Genomic DNA, 16696 nt, shown 5'->3' with positions numbered 1-16696 from the left:
GGCTTCCTACTTCTCCCAGGCTTCGAACGAGACGGCGTCGTTCGCCTTGTTGCGGCAGATGATGTCGGCCTGCCCGTTCTGGCTCTCCACGGCGCCTGCGTAGAAACAGACGTAGTCATTCGTCTGGTAGTTGCGGGCGCCGTATCCCGTCCCGGTCGCTTGCACACGGGCAAGGACGGCGATCGCTTCGTCGCAGCTGAGCCCGGCGATTTTGTCGTACCGGTAGCGGGCGCCGAGGCACCCTGCCTGCACGGCCTTCGCCGGGTTGAGCCGCAGGGAGGTGATCACCCTGGCTGTTTCCTTGAATTCGGCGGAGCCTGCAAACGCGGCAGCAGCGGCGAAGAGTTCCTCCTTGCTGGGCGTCGGCACGTCGCGCCGCAGCGGAACGAAGCCACTGAAGCCGACGTAGTAGCCGCCCTGGCTTACTTCCACGGCAGCGCGCCCAACGGGCTCCTGATCTCCGACGGTGTTGATGGCATAGATAGCGCCCTGGCCGCCGGGGGCCTGTCCGTAAACACCGTGCAACACAAGCTCGACGTCCCTGCCACCCGGGCCCTCAACTCCGGGGACGTCAGCCCGAAATCCACTGTCCAGGCCGGTGGGGATGCTGAGGGTCGGGCGGCTTTTAAGTTGGGCCCTCAGGGTTGCCCGTGTGGCCCCAGCCGCGTCAATTACGGCGTACGTATCGTCCTGTCCCTCGACGGGCGTGACTTTCCACGCCGGCGGGTACGTGAAACTCAAGGAGCCGTCCGGGGTCGTGAACGTTGCCAAGCCGGCCGAGGGCTTTGGCGCCGGGTCCGACGCCGGTGACGTTGCCGGCGTCGTTGTTTCTGCTGGTGCGGGAGCCGCGGAAGAAGCGCTGGCCGCGGCAGTCTCCCCCGCCGTCGGGCGGCTGGGCGACTGGCTTACCGAGGGTGAACCGGGTGGCTGCGAAGCGCCGCCCTCGGCAGGTCCGCCGGAACTGCACCCGGCCGCCGACAGCAGCAACAGCAAACCGACCCCAATGGCCCCCAATTTAGTCATCAGGGCAGTCTAACCGGTCAATTTTTATGACATGTCACGCAGACTTCATTTCGATGGAGAAAACCCCTTGTACAAGATCTGGAAAGTGCCGATCAAAGGCTTGTCCAAGATTGGGATAGGACACGCATTTTGCCATTCCGGGCCAAAAACGGAAGTCATAGTCTGACCTCGGTCGACGGGACAAAAACTCAATAGGGAGTCTTGCGATGCCAGCCGCGAGGAGAATCCGATGAACGTCAAGAGGTTACAACCAAGCTTGAAATTCCGATCAGCGGCAGCGGCCGCCGCCCTGGCAGCTTCGGCCGTGGGCTTCGTCGCGGTGTCCGCGCCCGCCCAGGCAGCATCCTCGAAGGGATGCGTGGGCGGCGGGTTCCAGGTCCTGGGCCAGGCCGGCGAATTCGACGGCACCGTGGCAGCGCCAGGAAGCCGTTTCCTGGTCCAGGGCAAGTACGTCGGGTTCGAGGTGGACCCGGCCAACTTCGCCATCCACAACTACGCCTTCACCGGTGCGGCCAACGAGCTGGACATCACCGGCGGCCGCGCAACCCCCGTCTTCGCGAGCAAGATCCCGGACCACCGCGGCCTGGTCCTGAACAGCGCGATCACGCTGGAGGTGAAGGACGAGGAGGTGGCGCTCCTCAGGAACGGGACCGGCGGGCTGACCATGAAGATCCAGGCGAAGGACTGCGCCCAGGGCGGCATCTTCCAGATGGAACCCGAGCGCGGCGATGCCGCCGCAACCCGCATCGTGCACCGGCTGGCCGCCGGGGCCTTCTACTTCGACAACGCCGACTTCCGGGCCAGGCTGGGGCAGTTCCTCGGCTCGGCATGCACCAGTGTTGAAACCGGCCCGCCCAGCCAGTTCTGCGTCCAGGTCAGGCCGCGCGTGAACATCGGCAATAACGTGTCCGCCGAGTTCGTGGTCCGCGACAGCGCCCAGGTGGCCGAACGGGTCCCCCAACCCGCGTGCGGCCCCGACTTCAGCAACAACCTCGGCCTCCCCGAAACCCGGGACCACTGCGGCGGCATGTCCGTCTGGGATGTGGCCAGCGGCGGGCGCATGGGCTTTGTCACCGGTGAGGACTCCGTGGAAGTAGCCAACCCGCCCACCGACTGCGTGCAGGACTGCCAGGCCGAGAACCAGGTCCGCGGACGGCTCGCCGTGCTCGGCTTCCCGTTCCCCGTGCCGGATGGCAGCCGCCTGGCGCCGCGCACCTCCACCGACGGTCTCGACGCCCCGCTGACGCCGCTGCCGTAAGTGCCGCTCTTGATTGCGTTGACGGAGTGCCGGCACTTGTCCGGCACTCCTGAACGGCGTCGAGATCTGGGGCCCGAAGACGTCGTCTACGTCGGCGAAGGCGAAACCATGCGTCTCAATTGCGGGGCGGGTCCCCCACATTAGGGGCTGCCGTTGAACGGCCCTCAAGACCAGGAGCGCGTCTTTCCCGTGGCCTTCAGGGGATAGCTTTTCCGCATTCATCCCGCGGTTCTGACGTCAGCCTCCCAACCTGCGCCCGAGGACATGCAGCAGTTTTGCGGGTGGGCAGGCAGCAGGATGCCCCCGCTGATCGGGCGGTTACAGGTCCGGAAACACACAGCGTTTCCTCAAGGTGGACTACACACCCTGTGATCAATGCGCGGGATCGTCTCGCGCACCTAGGGTCAATGGAGTCATCATGAAATCTGCACAATGCAAGCCGGACGGGCGTTCCGCGCTCCTTGCCGGCAATCGTCGGGCCGGGATCATCGCTACCGTTTCGGCCGTGGTCTGCGCGTCCTCCCTGCTCGCCATCCAGCCCGCCAGCGCCGCTGTCCCCTCCTTTCCGGACAACATCGTTGTCTTCCCCGACCGCGACTTCGTCACCATCGAGGGCTACCAGGACCACATCGGTGAGACCGCAACAGTGGAGGTCGCACGCGGAGGGAAGGTTGTCGGCTCAGCGCAGTCGGTAGTGGCTGCAGGCGATGTCGCCTTCGAAATCAACCACCCCGGCGGTGTCTGCTGGGGTGACGGAACGGGCCTGAAGGTTACCCCGGACATTCTTCCCGGCGACGTCGTCTCCATGAAGTTCGGCTCTACAGCCGCCGGCGAAACCACGGTCCAGGACACGTACGTGACGGAGGCGTCCACCCGCAGCGGCAACACCGTCACGGTCAAGGGCCACCTGGGCAGCAGCGTCAACCCCGCCCAGATGGAACAGCGCATCATCGAGCCAGCCCTGAACGACACCAGCATCGGCCGCCGCGACGTCCGTGCCCTGCCCGGCCCCGTGACCCTCTCGGATAAAGGCGGCTACTCATCCGGCCTGGCAATTACAGGAAACACCTTCACCGCCACGTACGTCTTCGATGAACCGGCCGCAGCCGAACTCGCCGCGAACGCGGCGGGCGCCCGGTCCATGGCCTGGCAGGTTGCAGACGCGGACGACAACCGCCAGGGCCTGACCATCTCGGAGTACGGCGAACCCGGCGGTCCGGGCATGGGCGGCTGCCCCAACGGGCCCCTGCAGTCCGGTCCTCCGGCCCCATCCGGGATCACCGCAGCCAAGGTATCGGGCGGTCTCAAGCTGAACTGGACGCCGGCCGAGGCCATCCCCGGAACCCCCGCCGTCACCGGCTACCGGGCCGTGGCAGTGGGCAAGACGGAAACGAAGAACGAGCGCGTGGAGATCGGCAAGCGCATCTCCAGCCAGAGCGCCGCCGGCACCACAATCACGGGTCTTTCCGCAAGTGAAGAGTACGACGTCTACGTGGTCGGCGTCAGCAGTGTCGGCGAGACCTTCCCCGCGGCGCACGCCGTCCCGGTTACCGACACCACGGCCCCAACGGTGTCCGCCTCGCCGAACGGCGGCACCGATCCGATCGGCCATGAGGTCACCCTCGGCGCCAGCGAAACCGGCAGCGACATCTACTACACCACCGACGGCAGTGACCCTCTGGACGAGGCCGGCGATCCCTCCACGGACTCAACCCGCTACACCACCCCGATCAAGATCACATCGACCACGACCCTCCGGTTCGTAGCCTTTGATCCCACCGGGAATACGTCCGAAAGGGGACAAGCAACGTTCACCGTCACGAACGATCCTGTTCCGGCGGCGCCGGAGGCCCCGTCCGCTGTGGCCGGCAAGGGCAGTTCAACGCTCTCCTGGACCGCCCCGAATCCGGGGGCAGAAGGCCTTTCCATCACCGAATACTCCGTCCAGGCCTACACCTCCGACGGCGCAACGTTCGGCGCAGCAAGGTCCGCCGGCACGAACACCACGTTCACCTTTGAAGGTCTGGGCGCAGACGCTGCCTACCAGTTCACGGTGAAAGCCAGGAACACCAACGGCTGGGGCAAGGAGTCCCCGAAGAGCATGAGTGTGACCGCTGAAGGCGACGTCGTGGCAAAGGCTGGCCCCGACCAGTCCGTTGCCCGCCGCACCACTGCCACTACGGTAACCCTGGACGGCACGGGCTCGACGGCCACCGGGGCCACGTATCAGTGGGAGCAGGTCCCGAACGGAATCAACGATCCGAACAAGGTCTCGTTGAGCGGTGCCACAACCCTGAAGCCGACCTTCAGCCTTCCGGTCTTCAAACACCCCATGACCAACAGCCCCCTCACCTTCAAGCTCACGGTCACGGCAGGCGGCGTCACACGGACCGACGAAGTCAAAGTCACTCCGGTTCCGGACCGCGTCACCATCGGCAGCGCCACCTGGAAGAGCCGCGACTTCAGGATCTCCGGCACCAGTTCCGCCGTCGGCAGCGTCATAACCATTCACGCAGGCAGCCTCGACGGCCACGTACTCGGCCAGGCGACCGTCACCGCCGCGGCCGCGCCAGCAACCGGGGGCGAATACACCCTCAGGCTACGCAACGCCGCCGCCGGCACCAACCCCGGCACCATCTGGATTGAATCCACCGCAGGAGGAACAGCCGGGCCTGCAACCGTCACCAACAAGTAGACCGCAAACAGGCCCACCACACCTCTGGTGGCTCCCGGGCATTACGCTCGGGGGCCACCAGAGGCCGTTAACGGCCACGTCTTAGACTTATGCAAAATGGAAAAAAACAAAGCGTAGAAAGCGAAAGCTTATCGTTTCTGCAAGAAAATTCGACAATGACCTACCGATGCATTTTGGAGCATAAGGCTAGGCCTTAAGCTGAAGCTCAGGGCAAATCAATCTGTTGGACTCGAGCCAGAACAGCAGAAGGTCCGCGTCTTTGGCTTTTGGTTCCAATTTCTTCGCCCCTTCCAAGAATTTCGTTGAATCAGCATTGGTTTCCATATACATGCAGGAAAGCAGTCCGAGGCGGGCGATCCGGTCATCCGGAAGCTTCGCTGAGCCGCCCTTGCCGAGCGTTCCAAGCCGGTCCGAGTTCGCGAACCCTTCCAGCTTGTCTCCCCATTTGTTGAAGGCGTCCGTAACGCCCTGGTCGCAGGCATTCTCGGACAGGTCAGAGCAGGCGTATCCCTTCCCGTTGATTTGAATGGTCTTTGGACCAGAGGTCTGTTCGGTCGCTGCGGGAGAGTCCGTTGGCGTTCCGGCGTCGATTTCTGTGCCGGTCGGGGACTCTGTTGCCGTTGCAGTTGCTGACCCCGTATCGGTCGTCGCTGGCGTGGCTGTCGTCGTTCCTGCCGCGGTGCTCGTACCGGTTGCCGTAGTGGCATCGGGGACGGGTGTCGTGGGCAGGAGTCCCGGCTCGGTCTGCGTTTCCGTGGGAGTCACGGTTACCGTCTGCGTGGCGGTTGTGGCAGGCGCGGCCGGTTCACCACCGCCGCAGGCTGACAGGAAAGGAATAAGGCAAAGCCCGACAAAGATGGGGGATCGTTTTCTGTGCATGGGTTGTTCCGATGGTTGCTTAGCCCGTGGGGCGAGCGGTTTTTGTGGAGCAGCGGAGCAGCTGCGGTTCCGTGATGAGACGACAAGCGGACAATCGAACCCCTTGATCACGACTTCAGGCGCCAGATACATCCTCGTACCCGGCGCCTCACAAGTCTCACCGGCCATTCCCGGCCGGGGCCGGAAGTCACCAGTGAGCAATCAAAGTACGCCGCAGCATTAGAGGTGTCAAGAACGCTTTGGTACCTCTCCAGAGGCATCAAATGACACAGTGCAGTCACCAAGAATTGATCGCCGGCAATTGACCAAACTCGGCTTTATGCTCGGTGGAAACAAATGACTGCAAGACGTCCCGGGAATAAAAGCTGGCCGTGCTTTCCCTAAAGTCTTTCAAGAGCCAGTGGCCCCATTTAAATGCGGGTCAGATCTTCAGCTCAGGCCCCGTGGCCGCCGTCAAGGAATGACTCAACGGACGCAACCTGCTCTTTGGTCAGCCCCTCCTCCGGCGACGTCTTCTCCAGCAGCACCGGCTGGCCGAACCCGTCCGCCCACTCGTGCGCATCCGGGCCGAGCACGTCATCGATCCACACCACCGCGTCCCAGTCAGCTTCTCCGGCCGACGCCTTTTCGGCCAGCCACTCGGTCACCGCCCGCAGCTTCGGTGTCGGCTCCTCAACGTCGCTCTCACGCATCGCCAACTCCACCCGCAAGGGTTCCATCTCGAGCTGCAGCTGTGACTCCAACTCCGCGGTCAGGTCCTCCGGAGAGGTCGACACCCAGGCGATCCGCCCGCACCTGGAGAGTCTGCGGACCAGCGACACCTTCGCATCTGACAGAGCCACGTCCGGTCCATCTCCCCCACCGTTTGGATGAGCCACCGGGTTCAATACTCCGTCAATGTCCAGCAGGATCAGCGGTTTCATGTACGCGACACTAGCCTGCGTCCCGGTCCGGCGATAGCCGCAAACCCCATCCCGCCTGCTGCGCCGGCCTGGCTGGAACGCGCAGCCGGGGCGGCGGGCTACAGGCGCGGACCCGGCCCGGACGCGCAGCCGGGCTGCGGGCTACAGCCGCGGACCTGGCATTAGGCGCGGAGCCGCGCTACTGCCCCCGGCGGCCCGCTTCCCGGCGCTTGTTCGACGCGACAACCGGCGCCGGCGCCGGACGCTTCGGGTGCAGCACCTCTTCTGCCTGGCGGGTGTAGAGCCGCCGGATGACGGGAGGCTGCTGCTGCAGCCACCGCAGCACCCATGGCAGGAAGTAGGTCCTCGCCCAGACCAAGTCCCCGGCACCGGCCTGCCGCCAGCCCTGTTCCGGCAGCTCCCGGGGCTCCAGGGGCTGCAGCGTGTGCGGCACATGCAGGGTGTCCAGCACCATCATGGCAATGGTGTGGTGGCCAAGCGGCGAGAAATGCAGCCGGTCCGGGTCCCACATGCGCGGATCCCGCAGCTCGCGCAGTGACCACAGATCAGCGACGATGCAGTGGTGGCGGTAGGCGATGGCGCGGATGTTCTCGTTGAAGATCGCCACCTTGGCCCGGTTCCGGCCCAGCACCGGCGTGTGCCACCAGTCCGGCCCGGTGAAGAGCACGATCGTGGCTCCGGTGGTGCTCAGGCGTTCGACGCCGGCGTCGAGCCTCGCGGCGAGTTTGTCCGGGTTGCTGTTGTGGAAGACCATGTCGTTCCCGCCCGCGGACAGGGTTATCAGGTCCGGTTTCAGGGCCAGCGCCGGCTCCGTCTGCCGGTCCAGGATTTCCTGGAGCAGCAGTCCGCGCACGGCGAGGTTGGCGTACGAGAAGTCCTCGCGGCCCGCGCTCAGCTCTTCAGCCACGCGGTCCGCCCAGCCGCGCAGCCCGTTCGGGCTGCGCTCCTCGGGGTCGCCCACGCCTTCCGTGAACGAGTCACCCAATGCCACGTACCGGCTCCAGGGGTGCGGAGCCTGTCCCTTGCCGGAACCGCCAGGGGTAGAGCGGCCGACGGCGTCCATCGCCTATTCCTTTCACTCGCCGCCCGCAGGCCCCCCAGCAGCTTTGGGGCGTTACTCAGTCAACGCTTTCGGTTGCTCGAAGATTCCGCAAGATCTGAAGAATTCCGCGAAGCGGCAGAGCCTCCACTGGCCCTTCGCTCCTTTCACAGCCGACCATCGCCGCTTGGCCTGGCGTGAGGGCTGTGGCTAAGGTGACAATTGTGGCAGGAGAGTACTTAATGGGATAGTGCCTTCTTCCCCTCCGCCTCGCCGCGCCGTCGTCATTGAAGACGATCCCGACATCCGCGGACTGCTGGCCCGCATCCTGGTAAAAGAGGGCTTCGAGGTTACGGAAACAGCCGCAGGCTTGCCCGGCATTGAGGCAGTCCGGGCCGTGCAGGCGGACCTGGTCACCCTGGACCTTAACCTCCCCGACATGGACGGGGTTGAGGTCTGCAAGAAGCTGCGCGAATTCTCGGATGCCTACATCATCATGCTCACCGCCCGCGTGGATGAGCTGGACAGGCTGACCGGTCTGGACAACGGCGCGGACGACTATATCAACAAGCCGTTCAGCCCGCGCGAACTCCGATCCCGTGTTAACGCCCTGTTCCGCCGCTCGCGGACTTCCTCGCCAGATGCTGAAGCACAGGATGACCTGGTCCACGCCGGCAAGGTGCAGCAGAGCCTGCTGCCCACGGAAAAAGTGCAGCTGGACGGCTACGAGGTGGCCGGAGTCTTCCGCCCGTGTCGCAGCGTGGGCGGCGACTTTTATGATTGGTACCAGACTCCTGACGGCCTGCACCTGACATTCGCCGACGCCATGGGCAAAGGAATGGGTGCGGCCCTTATCGCCGCCACCACCCGCGCAGTGATGCGCTCAGTGCGTTACATGGACGGGCTGGAGGCCGCCTTCTCGGCTGCGAGCAGCACCATCGAGGCGGATCTGGATGGCACGGGTTCCTTCGTCACCATGTTCCACGCCCGTCTGGATGCCGACTCCGGCCGGGTCAGCTACATTGATGCCGGCCACGGCCTGGCCCTGCATGTCAGGAGTGACGGCGGTGCGGCGCGGCTGCGTCCGGCTGGCCCTCCGGTGGGGGCCTGGGCCGGAACGCTCTGGCACGAAGCGGAACTGGACCTTTGCCCCGGTGATGCTCTCGTCGTCGTAAGCGACGGCGTCCTGGACGTCTTTCCCTCCGTGGAGGAATTGACTGCAGCCGTGCTGCAGGCGACCCTCGGCCACTCCAGCGCGCAAGCGGTATGCGACGCGCTGCTTGCGCTGGCACCGGCGGGCTCCGCCGAGGATGACGTCACCGCCGTTGTAGTTCGGCGTCTGGCCGACCGGTCCCGGCCCGCCGAGGTTGGGCCGGGCGCGGGGAGAACGGCACCGTGACGCGTTTTTGGACCCGGCTGCTAGTTGTCCTGACGGTCATCCTGGGCGTGAATTACATCGCGTGGCGCTGGCTGGCCTCGCTGAACTGGGACGCCTGGTGGATCGCGGTGCCGCTGGTGGCCGCCGAAACGTACAGCCTCATCGACGTCATGCTGTTCGGCATGACGGTGTGGCGGCTGAAGATCCGCAAAGGCGCGCCGCCTGCTCCTGCGGGCGCCACAGTGGACGTCTTCATCACCACCTATAACGAGCCGCTGGACCTGGTGATGACGACGGCGCTGGCCGCCCAGCGGATCCGGCACCCGCACAGCACGTGGATTCTCGACGACGGCGCGCGTCCCGAGCTGCGCGTTCTCGCCGCCGAGCACGGGCTTGGGTACGTCACGCGCGGCGAGGACTGGAAGGACATGCCCCGGCACGCCAAGGCCGGCAACCTCAACAACGCGTTGATGGTCACCGAGGGCGAGTTCCTGCTGATTCTCGATGCCGACCAGATCCCCGAGCCGGATATCCTCGACAAAACACTGGGCTACTTCAACAACCGCCGCGTTGCGCTGGTGCAGACTCCACAGTTCTTCAGCAACGTCCCCGCCGACGATCCGCTCGGCAGCCAGGCGCCGCTGTTTTACGGACCCATCCAGCAGGGCAAGGACGGCTGGAACGCCGCCTTCTTCTGCGGCTCCAACGCCGTTCTCCGCCGAGAGGCTCTCATGCAGCTGGGCCTGGTGGGCTACGTCAAGGAAACGGAAAAGAGCATCCGGCGTGCCCTTGCCGCATCCCAGGCCGCCCTTCGCAAGGCCCGTAAGTCCGCCGACTCGGACAACCCCCTCGTGTCGCAGATGCTCGACGAGGTGGAGGCCGCCACCAAGGAAGCCCGGCGCCGGCTCGACGACGGCGAATCCCTTAGCGAAATCACCTACCGCGTCCGCCGCAAGGTGGACCAGGCCGTCCAGGCACTCGTCCAGGCGGAGGTTTCCGCGCTGCAGGCCGATCTCGAAGAGATCGCCGCCATGGAACTCGCCCACGTGGGGGAATCCGGCGTGCCCGTGGTGGCCGACGACGCCGTGCGACGCATGTCCGCCCGCGACTGGTCCCCGCTGGGCGCCCTCGAATCGGTGCAGGCGGTGCTGGACGCCTTGTCCGTGGAACGCAGCGGCGAAGCACAGCCGGTGATGCCCCTGGCCACCATCTCAGTGACCGAGGACATGGCCACCGCCATGCGCATCCACGGCATGGGATGGCACAGCGTGTACCACCACGAAGTCCTCGCCTACGGCCTCGCCCCCGAGGACCTCGCCACCATGCTGACGCAGCGGCTGCGCTGGGCGCAGGGCACCATCCAGGTGATGCTGCGCGAGAACCCGCTGGTGCAGCGCGGCCTGAAACTGGGCCAGCGGCTCATGTACTTCGCCACCATGTGGACATACCTGAGCGGGTTCGCCGCGGTGGTCTACTTTGCCGCCCCCATCGTCTACCTGCTCCTCGGGATCCTGCCGGTCACCAGCCTCAGCACCGACTTCTTCATCCGCTTCATTCCGTTCATGGTGGCCAACCAGCTGCTGTTCGCCGTCGCCGGCCGCGGCATCCCCACCTGGCGCGGGCAGCAGTACAGCCTCGCCCTGTTCCCCACCTGGATCAAGGCGTGCACGACGGCGGCCCGTAACGTTTGGTTCGGACGCCCCCTTGGGTTCGCCGTCACCCCGAAGGACCGCCAGACCGGCGGCCCCAGCTGGAGCTTGATCCGACCGCAGATCGTGGTGTCCGTCCTGCTCGTGATTGCGGCTGTGGTGGGCATGGCGCGCCTTGCCGCCGGGCTTTTGGAACCCATCGGTACGCTGGTCAACGTGGTCTGGGTGGTGTTCGACATCGTGGTGATGAGCATCCTGGTCCGGGCCGTCCTGTACAAGGGATATGAGCCGGCCACGTCAGCGGCAGAAGGTTTTATCGTAGAGAGGAAGCCCAGTGGAACTTAGCTATGAGGTCAAGGACTCGTACGCCGAAATCAAAGCCGAGGGCCGGCTGAACATGGTCTCGGCGCCGAAGCTGCGGGAGTTCGTGGCGGACGTCGTCTCGTCTGGCTCCAACCGCATCGTGGTCAACCTGGGCGGGACCGCCTTCATGGACTCCTCGGGTCTCGGCGCCCTCATCGGCTGCCTTAAGGCTGCCCGCCAGGCAGGCGGAGACCTCCGTATCGCCGCCGTCCAGCCACAGGTGAAGATGGTGCTGGAGCTGACCAGCATGGACCGGGTGCTCACCTCCTACCCCTCCTCCGATGCGGCCTTTGCCGATGACTAGCGTCCTCGCCCGCCGGAGCTTCCGCGACCGTGCCACCCCCGAAGCCATCGACGCCGTCCATGGGGAGCTCGACGGCCTGTGGGAGGATGCACCGTTCGTCCCGGAGATGGACCGCATGACTTTTGCCACGGCAGTGATTGAGGCAGCGTCCAACGTGGTGCAGCATGCCGTGCCGGAAACCGCCGCGCCCGTTGAACTTGGCGTGGACATCTGCGTCCGCCAGACGAGCCTGAAGGCGCAGATCAGTGCCTTCGGCGCCGTCCAACCCGAATTCACCGGTGCGGACGCGGGCATGCCCTGCGAGGACGCCGAGTCCGGGCGCGGCCTGGCACTCATCCGCGCCCTGGTGAGCACCGTGACGTTCACCCGCCAGGACGGAACCAACATTTGGGTTCTGTCGAGGGACGCCACCCTGCCTTGATGCTGTCCTGCGGCAGGGGGCGCAGGCGCGGCTAATCGCAGAACTTTCCTCTAGGCAGCAGGGAACGTGACCACGGCAGTGGTTCCGCCGCCCGGAGTCTCAGTGAGCGTCAGCTCGCCGTCGTGCGCTTGAGCGATCCGCCGGCAGATGGCCAGTCCCAGACCGGACCCGTCGCCGTCGCCATTCCGGTGGAGCCGGACCAATGGCTCCAGGACGCGCAGCCGGTCCCCGGGAGCGATTCCCTTGCCGTTGTCTGCCACGAGCACGGTGGCTCCGTGGTAGTTCGTGACGCCGCTGATGCGCACGACCGGTTCCCGGTCCGGGCTCCGGTAGTTCAGGGCATTGGCCACGAGGTTCTGCAGCAGGGTGCGCAGCTGTCCCGGGTCCGCGTAGAGCTGCAGGTCCTCGCAGTCCAGGACTGCACCGGGCCCGAACCCGATGCCCAGATCCCTGGCGACTTCCTCGGCGGCAGTGTGCAGGGAGGTCTGCTGGGCGCGCAGGCCTCCGCCCACCTTGGAGTAGTTCAGGACGTCCTCGAGCATCCCGACCATGCGGCGGCCACTGGCACCGATGAGCTGAAAGTACTCCACGGCCGGGTGATCGGGGCCGATGTCCGGATCGTCCTCGCCCAGCTCCACATAGCCCAGGATGGTGGTGAGGGGAATGCGCAGGTCGTGGCTGACCCGGCCAGCGAATTCCCCGAGCTTTGCATTGCTTTGGCGCAGGTCCTCGAGGGCCTTGTTCAGCTGGAGCGTGCGGCGCTGGAGCTCCAGCAGCTCCACCACCTGGCGGGCCAGGATTTCCAGCATGCCGATCTGCCCGGCGTTCGGCGCGGCAGAGGTGTCGGAGAAAACGCACAGTGAACCGAGGACAAACCCCGAGTCTGTCTCCAGGGGCACCGAGGCATAGAAGCGGACACTGGCAATGTCCCCGGTGACGAACGGGCTGGAGACAAACCGGGGATCCCGTGACGCGTCCCGCACCACCGTGGTTTGCCCACTGAGGAACACCTTCGCGCACATGGAATCCTCACGCGAGCAGAGGTCCGCCTCTATGCCGGCGGCTGCGATCTGGCGCTGCTGGTCGGAGGTGACAACGTTGACCACACCAAACGGGACACCGCAGAGTTTGGCCGCGAGCTCCACAACGTTCTGCAGCGGCTCCAGAGACTTCCCGGCCAGGATGGCCGGCTCTGCATCGCCGGTGCCCGGTACGAGCCCGTCCTCGCGCAAGGATGCGTCGCGCTGATCGGCTTGGCTGTACGTGGCCATGCCCGAGGTAATGCCTGCCATTGGTCCCTCCCAGTACCAACCCCCAACAGGGTCTTGGCAGATAGCACCTGTCCGTCGCCCTGAACACCGCGCTGACCAGCGGGAGTTCCGCCTGTTCTACTGGATCCGCTGCCAGGTCTCCCGCATGCCTCCGCGCACCGAAGGACGCATGTCACCTCACGTCCGCACTAGCAGTCAGGCCCGGGATCTGAGCGGCTCGTGCCTTGTTGTCTCCGGCTCCTTATCAACGTGGTCCTCCCGCTGCTTCCGGGACTTGGCGAACCTCAGGTAGAGCGACGGCACCACGAAGAGATTAAGCAGCGTGGACGTCACCAGTCCGCCAAGAATCACCATAGCCATGGGATGCTCGATCTCGTGGCCCGGAATTTCGCCCAGGACCACCAGCGGAACGAGGGCCAGCCCGGTGGCAAGGGTGGTCATCAGGATCGGTGAAAGCCGCTCACCTGCGCCGCGGAGCACCAGCTCAGGCCCGAACTTCATGCCCTCATGTTTCTCCAGGTGCTGGCAGTGGTTGATGAGCAGGATGCCGTTCCTTGCCGCGATGCCCATAACTGTCAGGAAGCCCACAATCGAGCCCAGTGACAGGACACCACCTCCCAGGAAGGCGGCGAACACGCCGCCGACGAGGGCGATTGGCAGGGTGAGGATGACCAGCGTGGCCAGCCGCCAGCTTGAGAAGGCCACCTGCAGCAGCAGGTAAATCACTGCCAACGCCACGGTGGCGAGGGTCAGCAGCGTGCTGGTTGCCTGCTGGCGTTCCTGGTATTCGCCGAGAACTTCCGTACGGAAGCCCGGAGGCAGCTCCACACGCTGGAGCCCTTCGTCCATCGCCGCAACGACGGTCCCCAGAGATCCTTCTGTCACGTTTGCCTCGATGTCGATCCGCCTCGAGTGTGCGTCGCGTTCGATGACATTGGGCGTTGGTTTCACGTCGACGCTTGCGACGTCGGACAACATGATTTTCTCTCCGCTGGGCGTATCAATGGGAAGACTCCTGATGCTCGTGACGTCCGAACGCATGCTGGGGGAACTCCAGACACGGACGTCGTAAGTTTTTCCATCCCGGTAAAGGTCGCCTACTTCTTCGCTGCCGACCAGTGTCGCGACCGCACGCCGAACGTCTCCTGGCTTCAGCCTGTACTGCTGGGCTTTGTTCAGGTCGACCTCGATATTGAGCTGTGGGATGTCCTTTTGGAGCTCCGTGTGGACGTCAATGGCCCCCTCGGTCCTGTCAAAGATCGCCTGGATTTCGGCGGCCTTTGAACGCAGCAGCTCCAGGTCGTCCCCGTAGAGCCTGACGACGACGGCGTTGCTGGCGCCCGTCAGGACCTCACGGATTCTCTCCTTCAGGTAGGTTTGAACGTCCCGCACGATACCGGGATAGCCTTCGACCACTTCATGGACTTTGGCCAATGTCTCGTCATAGTCCACAGCAGGGTCGATGCTGATCCAGTTCTCACCGAAGTACACGCCCACCACTTCGTCGGCGTTGAATGCCTGCCCGATGTGGGCGCCGCAGTTCCGCACCCCCGGAATGGTCAGCAGTTCTGCGCAGGCTTTCTGGCTGATGCGGTACTCCTCTTCCAGGGAGGTGCCCGGCTGGGTCAGCCAGTGCATCAGGAAGTCGCGTTCCTTGAAGTCCGGCAGCAGAGACTGTCCCAGCAGCGGCGCGGTGAGGGCACCGACGGCCGCCATCGCGCCAAACGTCGCGTAGCCGGCCGCCGGACGGCGGACGATCGGGCGCAGGATCCGGTGGTATCCGCGCTTGAGCACCCGGACCAAGGGCGGCTCCTGCTCCTTCAGCGGGACTTTGCGCATGAAGATCAGCGCGAGGGCCGGGGTCACTGTCAAGGCCACAACCATTGAGGCCAGCACCGCGAGAGTGTAGGAGATGGCGAGTGGTCTGAAGAAAGCGCCCGTGAGCCCCTGCAGGAAGAAGATCGGCACAGCCGCGGCGATGATAATCAGCGTGGCGTAGACGATCGGGCCACGGACCTCCAGGGAGGCCTCCAGCACCACCGAAGCGGTGGAACGTGTTCCGCCCTGCGCCCGGTGCTGCCGGAGTCTTCGGATGATGTTCTCAATATCGATGATCGCATCATCCACCACCACCCCGACGGCAATCACCAACCCCGCGAGGACCATGGTGTTCACCGCAGTGCCCGTTAGATAGAGGACGGACGCCGCCGTCACCAGCGACAGCGGAATGGCTATCAGGCTGATCAGCGCGGTCCGCCACTGGAAGAGAAACGCCCCCAGCACCAGCACCACGAGGATGCAGCCCAGCAGCAACGCGCGGCTGAGGTTGTCCAGGGACTCCTCGATGAAGGTCGCGGGCCGGAAGATCTCCGTATCGATGGTGATGCCGCTGAGTCCCGGCTCCATCTGCTTAAGAGCCGCTTCCACACCCTTGGTGACTTCCAGGGTGTTGCCCCATGGAAGCTTCTCAACGATGAGCATCAGCCCCGGACCCTGGTTGATCACCGCGTCACCAATGAGCGGCTGATGATCCGTCACCACATTCGCAACATCACCCAGGCGGAGCGGCTTCCCGTTCCGTTCCTCGATCACGACCTCCGCGAGGTCCTGGGGCGTAACGATCGGAAGCACGTGCTGGATGCTGAGCCGCTGGTTCGGCGTCTCAACATGGCCGCCGGTGCCTACGACTGCCCCCGGCGTGTACTGCAGCAGGCCAGCGTCCAGGGCGTTGGCGGTGACATCCATGACCTGGTTCAAGGTGACGTCGTGGGCCTTCAGCTTCTCCGGAAGCGCGTTCACAAACAGCATTTCTTTTCGTTGACCCCAGATGGCGATGTTGGCCACACCCGGGACCCGCAGCAGGTGCTGCCGGATCTTCCAGTAGGAGATCATCGACAATTCGATCAGTGACCGGTCCTCCGACGTCAGGCCAATTTTCATGACCCGGCTGGTGGAGGACAGCGGCTGCAGCATTACCGGCGGCGTTGCCCAGCTGGGCAGCGACGGCGTGACGGTGGCGATGCGCTCCGAGACCAGCTGGCGGGCCTTCAGGAGATCCGCCCCCGGGGCGAAAAGGAGCACGATCGAGGACAGCTGTTCCACGGACTTGGAGCGGATATCGTTCAGTCCCTCGACGCCGTTGAGGGCGTCCTCGAGCGGAACGGTCACCAGCTGCTCCACCTCGGCAGCGGTCAGACCGATGCAGCTCGTCTGAATCTCCACCTTCGGCGGCGCAAATTCAGGAAAGACGTCTACAGAGGCCGTACTGAGCTGGACGCCCCCGAACGCCATCATTGCCACCGCGACGGCCACCACCAAGGCACGGAATTTCAGGCTGAACCCGACAATGCGGCGCATCTCAACGGCCCGCCGTCCCGGACCCGGCTCCGAACAGCCCTGCGGCTCCCACGGTGAAAACTTCTATTCCAGGCGGCGGACCGGACCGGAATCGAACTACGTGAACAACGGACAAACATGATGTAGAACTTCGGCG

General features: G+C 64.9%; 13 protein-coding genes. 7 read left to right on the top strand and 6 right to left on the bottom strand.

Features of this window, described 5'->3' with window-relative positions:
* Window positions 1-6: 6 nt before the first annotated feature.
* Window positions 7-741, bottom strand: a complete 735-nt coding sequence (locus ACIP9X_RS08245) for a hypothetical protein (RefSeq protein ID WP_400479233.1) — start codon at window positions 739-741, stop codon at window positions 7-9.
* 16 nt (window positions 742-757) lie between these two features.
* On the opposite strand from ACIP9X_RS08245, the gene ACIP9X_RS08240 reads away from it, so the two are divergent.
* The 3 genes from ACIP9X_RS08240 to ACIP9X_RS08230 all read left to right on the top strand — a co-directional run bounded on the left by ACIP9X_RS08240 (window position 758) and on the right by ACIP9X_RS08230 (window position 4976).
* Window positions 758-1036 carry a hypothetical protein gene (locus tag ACIP9X_RS08240; RefSeq protein WP_400479232.1) on the top strand — a complete coding sequence of 93 codons (279 nt, stop codon included), beginning with the start codon at window positions 758-760 and terminating at the stop codon, window positions 1034-1036.
* A gap of 243 nt (window positions 1037-1279) precedes the next feature.
* Window positions 1280-2281, top strand: a complete 1002-nt coding sequence (locus tag ACIP9X_RS08235) for a hypothetical protein (RefSeq protein ID WP_400479231.1) — start codon at window positions 1280-1282, stop codon at window positions 2279-2281.
* A gap of 418 nt (window positions 2282-2699) precedes the next feature.
* Window positions 2700-4976: a fibronectin type III domain-containing protein gene (locus tag ACIP9X_RS08230; protein WP_400479230.1), complete on the top strand. Its 2277-nt coding sequence runs from the start codon at window positions 2700-2702 to the stop codon at window positions 4974-4976.
* A 186-nt stretch (window positions 4977-5162) separates the two neighbouring features.
* Here the strand turns inward: ACIP9X_RS08230 and ACIP9X_RS08225 are convergent, their stop codons facing one another.
* The 3 genes from ACIP9X_RS08225 to ACIP9X_RS08215 form a co-directional block, all read right to left on the bottom strand.
* Complete coding sequence (locus ACIP9X_RS08225) at window positions 5163-5741, bottom strand: hypothetical protein (protein ID WP_400479229.1); 579 nt, start codon at window positions 5739-5741, stop codon at window positions 5163-5165.
* Between the two features lie 548 nt (window positions 5742-6289).
* The gene (locus ACIP9X_RS08220) at window positions 6290-6778 is read right to left on the bottom strand and encodes an HAD domain-containing protein (protein ID WP_400479228.1); all 489 of its coding nucleotides are present in this window, start codon (window positions 6776-6778) and stop codon (window positions 6290-6292) included.
* A 178-nt stretch (window positions 6779-6956) separates the two neighbouring features.
* A complete protein-coding gene (locus tag ACIP9X_RS08215; protein ID WP_400479227.1) occupies window positions 6957-7841 on the bottom strand; it encodes an SGNH/GDSL hydrolase family protein in 885 nt (294 codons plus the stop codon).
* A gap of 226 nt (window positions 7842-8067) precedes the next feature.
* Here ACIP9X_RS08215 and ACIP9X_RS08210 point away from each other — a divergent pair, with 226 nt between their 5' ends.
* From ACIP9X_RS08210 to ACIP9X_RS08195, 4 genes are read left to right on the top strand one after another with little or no spacing between them, the layout of a single operon-like run.
* A complete protein-coding gene (locus ACIP9X_RS08210; protein WP_400479226.1) occupies window positions 8068-9216 on the top strand; it encodes a PP2C family protein-serine/threonine phosphatase in 1149 nt (382 codons plus the stop codon).
* Entirely contained in the window at window positions 9213-11189 is a 1977-nt protein-coding gene (locus ACIP9X_RS08205) for a glycosyltransferase family 2 protein (RefSeq protein WP_400479225.1), read from the top strand. The genes ACIP9X_RS08210 and ACIP9X_RS08205 overlap by 4 nt, the downstream gene beginning before the upstream one ends.
* Window positions 11179-11511 carry an STAS domain-containing protein gene (locus ACIP9X_RS08200; protein WP_400479224.1) on the top strand — a complete coding sequence of 111 codons (333 nt, stop codon included), beginning with the start codon at window positions 11179-11181 and terminating at the stop codon, window positions 11509-11511. Before ACIP9X_RS08205 ends, ACIP9X_RS08200 begins: the two co-directional genes overlap by 11 nt.
* Window positions 11504-11932: an ATP-binding protein gene (locus tag ACIP9X_RS08195; protein ID WP_400479223.1), complete on the top strand. Its 429-nt coding sequence runs from the start codon at window positions 11504-11506 to the stop codon at window positions 11930-11932. The genes ACIP9X_RS08200 and ACIP9X_RS08195 overlap by 8 nt, the downstream gene beginning before the upstream one ends.
* Window positions 11933-11982: 50 nt before the next feature.
* Here the strand turns inward: ACIP9X_RS08195 and ACIP9X_RS08190 are convergent, their stop codons facing one another.
* Window positions 11983-13224, bottom strand: coding sequence for an ATP-binding protein (locus ACIP9X_RS08190; RefSeq protein WP_400479222.1), 1242 nt, complete (start codon window positions 13222-13224; stop codon window positions 11983-11985).
* 174 nt (window positions 13225-13398) lie between these two features.
* On the bottom strand, window positions 13399-16560 hold the full coding sequence (locus tag ACIP9X_RS08185) for an efflux RND transporter permease subunit (RefSeq protein ID WP_400479221.1): 3162 nt from the start codon (window positions 16558-16560) through the stop codon (window positions 13399-13401).
* Window positions 16561-16696 lie beyond the last annotated feature (136 nt).

This window comes from Arthrobacter sp. NPDC093125, assembly GCF_044754225.1.
GTDB lineage: Bacteria > Actinomycetota > Actinomycetes > Actinomycetales > Micrococcaceae > Arthrobacter.
The sequence above is the reverse complement of the archived record's forward strand: the minus strand, read 5'-3'. Positions and strand labels throughout refer to the sequence as shown.

Bases quoted from the DNA above. Each gene is read 5' to 3' on its own strand.
- ACIP9X_RS08230 (WP_400479230.1), top strand. From the start codon at position 2,700: ATGAAATCTGCACAATGCAAGCCGGACGGGCGTTCCGCGCTCCTTGCC.
- ACIP9X_RS08220 (WP_400479228.1), bottom strand. From the start codon at position 6,778: ATGAAACCGCTGATCCTGCTGGACATTGACGGAGTATTGAACCCGGTG.
- ACIP9X_RS08215 (WP_400479227.1), bottom strand. From the start codon at position 7,841: ATGGACGCCGTCGGCCGCTCTACCCCTGGCGGTTCCGGCAAGGGACAG.
- ACIP9X_RS08195 (WP_400479223.1), top strand. From the start codon at position 11,504: ATGACTAGCGTCCTCGCCCGCCGGAGCTTCCGCGACCGTGCCACCCCC.
- ACIP9X_RS08190 (WP_400479222.1), bottom strand. From the start codon at position 13,224: ATGGCAGGCATTACCTCGGGCATGGCCACGTACAGCCAAGCCGATCAG.
- ACIP9X_RS08185 (WP_400479221.1), bottom strand. From the start codon at position 16,560: ATGCGCCGCATTGTCGGGTTCAGCCTGAAATTCCGTGCCTTGGTGGTG.